Raw genomic sequence first — 4,492 nt, 5'->3', positions numbered from 1 at the left:
TTGACGTAGTACCTACGTATACCGTTCCGTTTCTGCCGTTTGCAAGTATATAAACTGCCGGTTTCATTGTGCTTACTGCTTACTATTGACAACGCCGCTGGATCCTGCGCTGCTCCTGACGGAGCCCGCAGGAAGACGTAGATTGGTTGTATATGCCCTGTTCGGTGAAAACTTTAGGCGGTTTTCTGCGACCGCCCCAACTTGATGTCAAATTTTTTGATATCAAGTTTTCAAATTCATCTGCCGTAAGTGTGAACATAAAATCTTCTTCAAATTTCTCCTTGTTGCGTGCAACTTGCTGATTAAACGCCTTTGTCGTGTAGTTTGAGGCAATTTCGTTGATCCATTTGCGGAATTGCACCGCGCGTTCGGAGTTCACTTTGAAGCCGACAGCGATTATCATTTGCAGACTGTAGTGGTTTGTATCATAGTTTTTGCCGTCAGTTGCAGTTATCCAAAATTTTCGGATAACTGAATTTCTTGATAATTCCTTGTCTGCAAAGATTTTGTTTATGTGGTAGTTGACAGTTCGTATATCTACGTCATACAGCTCAGCAAGCATTTTCTGCGTCAGCCAGATGTTTTCGTCTTCGTAACGCATTTCAAGGCTTGTTTCAATGCCGCCGGAAACGGCAGCGTAGGTGAGATATTCTGCCGCGCCTGAGCGTATACTGATTTCGTTTTTCTTCGTCATGGAAGCCTGTCCCCGTTTCATTTTTTCTGCTGCTGATATTATTTTACACGCTTTAACGGCAAAAATGTCATTTTCAAAATGACATTTTTTGCTAATTTTGTGCTGTACCACGCCGTCTCGGCACAAAAAACGGGCTTATCAAACTGCAAACAGACCCCGGATTTGTTAACCGGTTGAGGGAGAAATTTCCGTGTTGAGTCCAAAATTTTCCGTGCAGAGCAATTATTGCGGGAGCTTCAACAGATAAAAATCAGGAAGAAATTATACAAAGCATTGATACAGCTGGATAAAGCACTCTTTTATAATTGTTACTAAATTTTATTTTACATAACAACAATAAACAATATTTTATTAAGCAGAGCCGCTTTTTATTTCAGAATCTACAGACCCATACTGACCGCTGCCTGAAGCAGAAGCATCTGTTCGACGTAAAGTATTCCGCAGAGCGGAAGGAACCATTTCAGCCATTTTTCGTACGGCACACCCGCCATGGCGCAGACTATTACACAGCCGCCTGTCGGCCAGAGAAGCTTAGTCAGCCCGTCCCCGAAAAGAAACGCGCTGCACGCGACCTGACGCGTCAAACCAAGGTTGTCCGCAAGCGGAGCCATTATAGGCATCGTTATCAGCGCTTTGCCCGAGCCGGAGGCTATCGGGAAATTTATAAGCGTGTGCACGAACAGCATAAGCTGTGCCGAAAGCTTGGACGGCGCGTTTTTAAGCAGGTTCGTAAGCATGTAGGTTACGGTGTCGATTATCTGCGCGTCCTGCATAATTACCATCATGGCTTTGGCAAGTCCGGTAAGCATCGCGCCCCAGAACATTTTTTTCGTGCTTTCGGAAAACACGTCGCAATATCTGTTCGGACTCCAGCCGCAGACAGCGGCGGCAAATACTGACATGGCAAGGAACAGCGCACAGAGCTCCGCATAACCCCAGCTGTATTTTATCAGTCCGACCATAAGAACCGACAACGTCACGAGCATATCGGCAATTACAAATTTCATCTTCAGATCAAGCGGTTTTCCCTCCGTCTGCGCGGCATCGAACTGCGAGAAACCGGAATATCCGTACAGGACAGATATTTTAGGATTTTTGGCTACGCGTTTTCCGTACCACAGAACGTAAAGAGCGCAGGTGACCATAAAAACGGCGAAGCAGAATACGTGCCACGCTCCGGCAGAATAAAGCGGCAGACCGGAAAGTGTCTGGGCAACGGCAAGCGTGTAGGGATTTGTTGTTGCCGCCATGAAACCTATGTATTCGCCGAGGGCGATAATGGCAAAACCAAACATCGCGTCACAGCCCACGGCTATGCCGAGCCCTGTCATAAACGGGTAAAAGCCGTAGAACTCGGAGAGCATGCCGAAGGCTGAACCGCAAATCCCGAAGAAAAACATAAGAAGTACGGCGGCAAGCATCGCGTTTTTTCCGAAACGTTTCAGCAGCGACGAAATTCCCGCGTGAAACGCACCTGTTTCAACCATAACGCTGAACGTTCCCGTGCAGAAGAACATTACAAAAAATATGTCCGCCGCCTCGACGCAGCCTCTGTAAAACGCCGCAAACAGTCCGAGAAAATCCGCGGGCTTCACCGCGGCTTTGCCAATATAATGAAACGTCCCGTCAACCGCGGCGCGGCGAACAACACCGCCTATTGTCCGTTCGGCATACTCATAGCTGCCTGAAGGTATAACCCAACTTAAAACCGCGGTTATGAAAACCATAAACGCAATTATTACCCAGCTGTTCGGAAATTCAAATCTGTGTCTGCCTGACAAAAGCCGCACCTCTTTTGAGCAGATATTATAAACCTAAACCGGCTGCTTCGCATTAAAAAATAAGCCTTCCGAAATCGGAAGGCTTGGTTTTTTAACAGTTGTTTAATTCAGCGGTTCAAAATCAGAGGCAGGGTGGAGACAAACAGGGCAGATGAAATCGGCAGGGAGTTCCTCGCCTTCGTAGACGTAGCCGCATATTTTGCATACCCAGCCTTTTGTTTTCGGTTTTGCTTCCGGCTTCGGCTTAATATGCTCAAAATAGTATGCATACGTTGCGGACGCTGTTTCGTCCAAAACTTTTTCGCCGGTAACGTCAGCTATAAAAAGCGTATGCGTGCCGAGGTCAACAGTCTGGACAACCTGCGCGGAAAGCACCGAGTTGGTACCCTCCGTTACGTAGAGAACACCGTTTTCCGCACGTTCTGCGGCGCCGTAACCGGCAAATTTGTCGGTATCGCGCCCGCTTGCAAAGCCGAACCGCTTAAACAGCTCGAAGTCTGCCTTTTCGGAAATTATCGAAACGTTGAAAACGCCGCTTTTCAAAATCATGTCATGCGTAAAATTCGCTTTGTTCACCGCCAGCGAAATTCTGTTCGGAGCCGCGGTCACCTGCTGCACCGTGTTCGTTATGCAGCCGTTGTCCTTTTCCCCGTCGTGTGCCGTAACTACAAAAAGCCCGTATGAAAGCTTAAACATTGCACTCATTTTGTCTTCACCATCCCTTCGCCGGTTTTCGTGCCGCGGATTAATAGTTCTGCGCGTTGATTTCAAAGTACGCCTGCGGATGTGCGCAGACAGGGCAGATATCAGGGGCGTTGGTGCCGACGACAATGTGTCCGCAGTTTCTGCATTCCCAAACCTTAACTTCGCTCTTTGCGAAAACCTGTTTGGTTTCTACGTTGTTCAGAAGCGCGCGGTAGCGTTCTTCGTGTGATTTTTCAATGGCGGCAACAGCGCGGAATTTCTCTGCGAGAGCGTGGAAGCCTTCTTCTTCGGCAGTTTTCGCAAAACCCGCGTACATGTCTGTCCATTCAAAATTTTCACCCTCGGCCGCCGCCGCAAGGTTCTGCGCCGTATCGCCGATGCCTTCAAGTTCCTTGAACCACATTTTTGCGTGCTCTTTCTCGTTGTCGGCTGTTTTAAGGAAAAGCGCCGCTATCTGCTCAAAACCCTCTTTTTTCGCTTTTGAGGCAAAGTAAGTGTATTTGTTTCTTGCCTGTGATTCGCCTGCAAAAGCTGCCTGCAGATTTTTCTCCGTCTGTGTTCCTGCGTATTTCGTCATTGTATTTCCCTCCGAATTTATGATTTTGCCGCACTGCGGCATGAAACCCGTGTTAATTTTTGTCCTTCTCAGCCTTCTGTCTGCACTCGGGACAAACATAGCGCATTGAAAGCTCGTAAGAGGCAATTTCCGTACCGAAATGTTTTTCAAGCAGCTGTTTCAAACCGCCTGAACCAATGTCGCTGATCCGTCCGCATCTCTCGCAGATTAGATGTTCGTGAGGCAAAACAGATTTGTCGTAACGGTCAGGCTCTCCGGTAAACGAGAGCCTTTTTATGCAGCCTTCGGCGGCAAGATAGGCAAGATTTCTGTAAACGCTCGCCACTGACGCCTTTACCCCGTTCTTTTTGCACTCTGAAAAAATTTCTTCCGCCGTAAGATGTTTTTCCGACTCATTTATGATACGCCGGATCTGTACCGCCATCTTGTTCATCGTACCAGCCCCAAAAATAAGAACCATTCTCATATTCTATTATATAATGATTTAGTCCTCAGTCAATAAGCAATATTGCTTAAAGTTTCACACAAAGACGAACTTTTCTTCTCCGTCATTCTGCCTGTGCCCTGCAAGGGTACGGAAATCCGATCCTTCCCTCCGTCTTTCTGCGGAAATCCGCAAGGATTTAGCGCGGAATCCAGCGTCTTTTTGTTTTTCTTTTCGATAGCTCGCTCCGCTCGCGAAAGTCACTGGTTCCTGCGCAGAATCGGCGATTTTCGCAGGAAGACGGGGATTTT

6 protein-coding genes are annotated in these 4,492 nt (G+C 47.6%); all 6 read right to left on the bottom strand.

What is annotated here, in order from left to right; genetic code table 11:
- Positions 1-82: 82 nt before the first annotated feature.
- On the bottom strand, positions 83-715 hold the full coding sequence (locus tag KBS54_07715) for an ORF6N domain-containing protein (protein ID MBQ0056007.1): 633 nt from the start codon (positions 713-715) through the stop codon (positions 83-85).
- A 359-nt stretch (positions 716-1,074) separates the two neighbouring features.
- Complete coding sequence (locus tag KBS54_07710) at positions 1,075-2,475, bottom strand: YfcC family protein (protein ID MBQ0056006.1); 1,401 nt, start codon at positions 2,473-2,475, stop codon at positions 1,075-1,077.
- A 102-nt stretch (positions 2,476-2,577) separates the two neighbouring features.
- A complete protein-coding gene (locus tag KBS54_07705) occupies positions 2,578-3,180 on the bottom strand; it encodes a flavin reductase (GenBank protein MBQ0056005.1) in 603 nt (200 codons plus the stop codon).
- Positions 3,181-3,220: 40 nt separating this feature from the next.
- Positions 3,221-3,757, bottom strand: coding sequence for a rubrerythrin family protein (locus tag KBS54_07700; protein MBQ0056004.1), 537 nt, complete (start codon positions 3,755-3,757; stop codon positions 3,221-3,223).
- Positions 3,758-3,809: 52 nt separating this feature from the next.
- Positions 3,810-4,217, bottom strand: coding sequence for a transcriptional repressor (locus KBS54_07695; GenBank protein MBQ0056003.1), 408 nt, complete (start codon positions 4,215-4,217; stop codon positions 3,810-3,812).
- 60 nt (positions 4,218-4,277) lie between these two features.
- Positions 4,278-4,492, bottom strand: a 215-nt coding sequence (locus tag KBS54_07690; protein MBQ0056002.1) for a hypothetical protein, incomplete at its 5' end; no start/stop codon positions are given.

The organism is Candidatus Equadaptatus faecalis (assembly GCA_018065065.1).
GTDB lineage: Bacteria > Synergistota > Synergistia > Synergistales > Synergistaceae > Equadaptatus > Equadaptatus faecalis.
Note: the sequence above shows the minus strand (reverse complement) of the source record. Positions and strands in the feature narration are given on the sequence as shown.

What these genes read in the sequence shown, in the direction of transcription:
- KBS54_07715 (MBQ0056007.1), bottom strand. Translation starts at nt 715, where the DNA reads ATGAAACGGGGACAGGCTTCCATGACGAAGAAAAACGAAATCAGTATA.
- KBS54_07705 (MBQ0056005.1), bottom strand. Translation starts at nt 3,180, where the DNA reads ATGAGTGCAATGTTTAAGCTTTCATACGGGCTTTTTGTAGTTACGGCA.
- KBS54_07695 (MBQ0056003.1), bottom strand. Translation starts at nt 4,217, where the DNA reads ATGGTTCTTATTTTTGGGGCTGGTACGATGAACAAGATGGCGGTACAG.
- KBS54_07700 (MBQ0056004.1), bottom strand. Translation starts at nt 3,757, where the DNA reads ATGACGAAATACGCAGGAACACAGACGGAGAAAAATCTGCAGGCAGCT.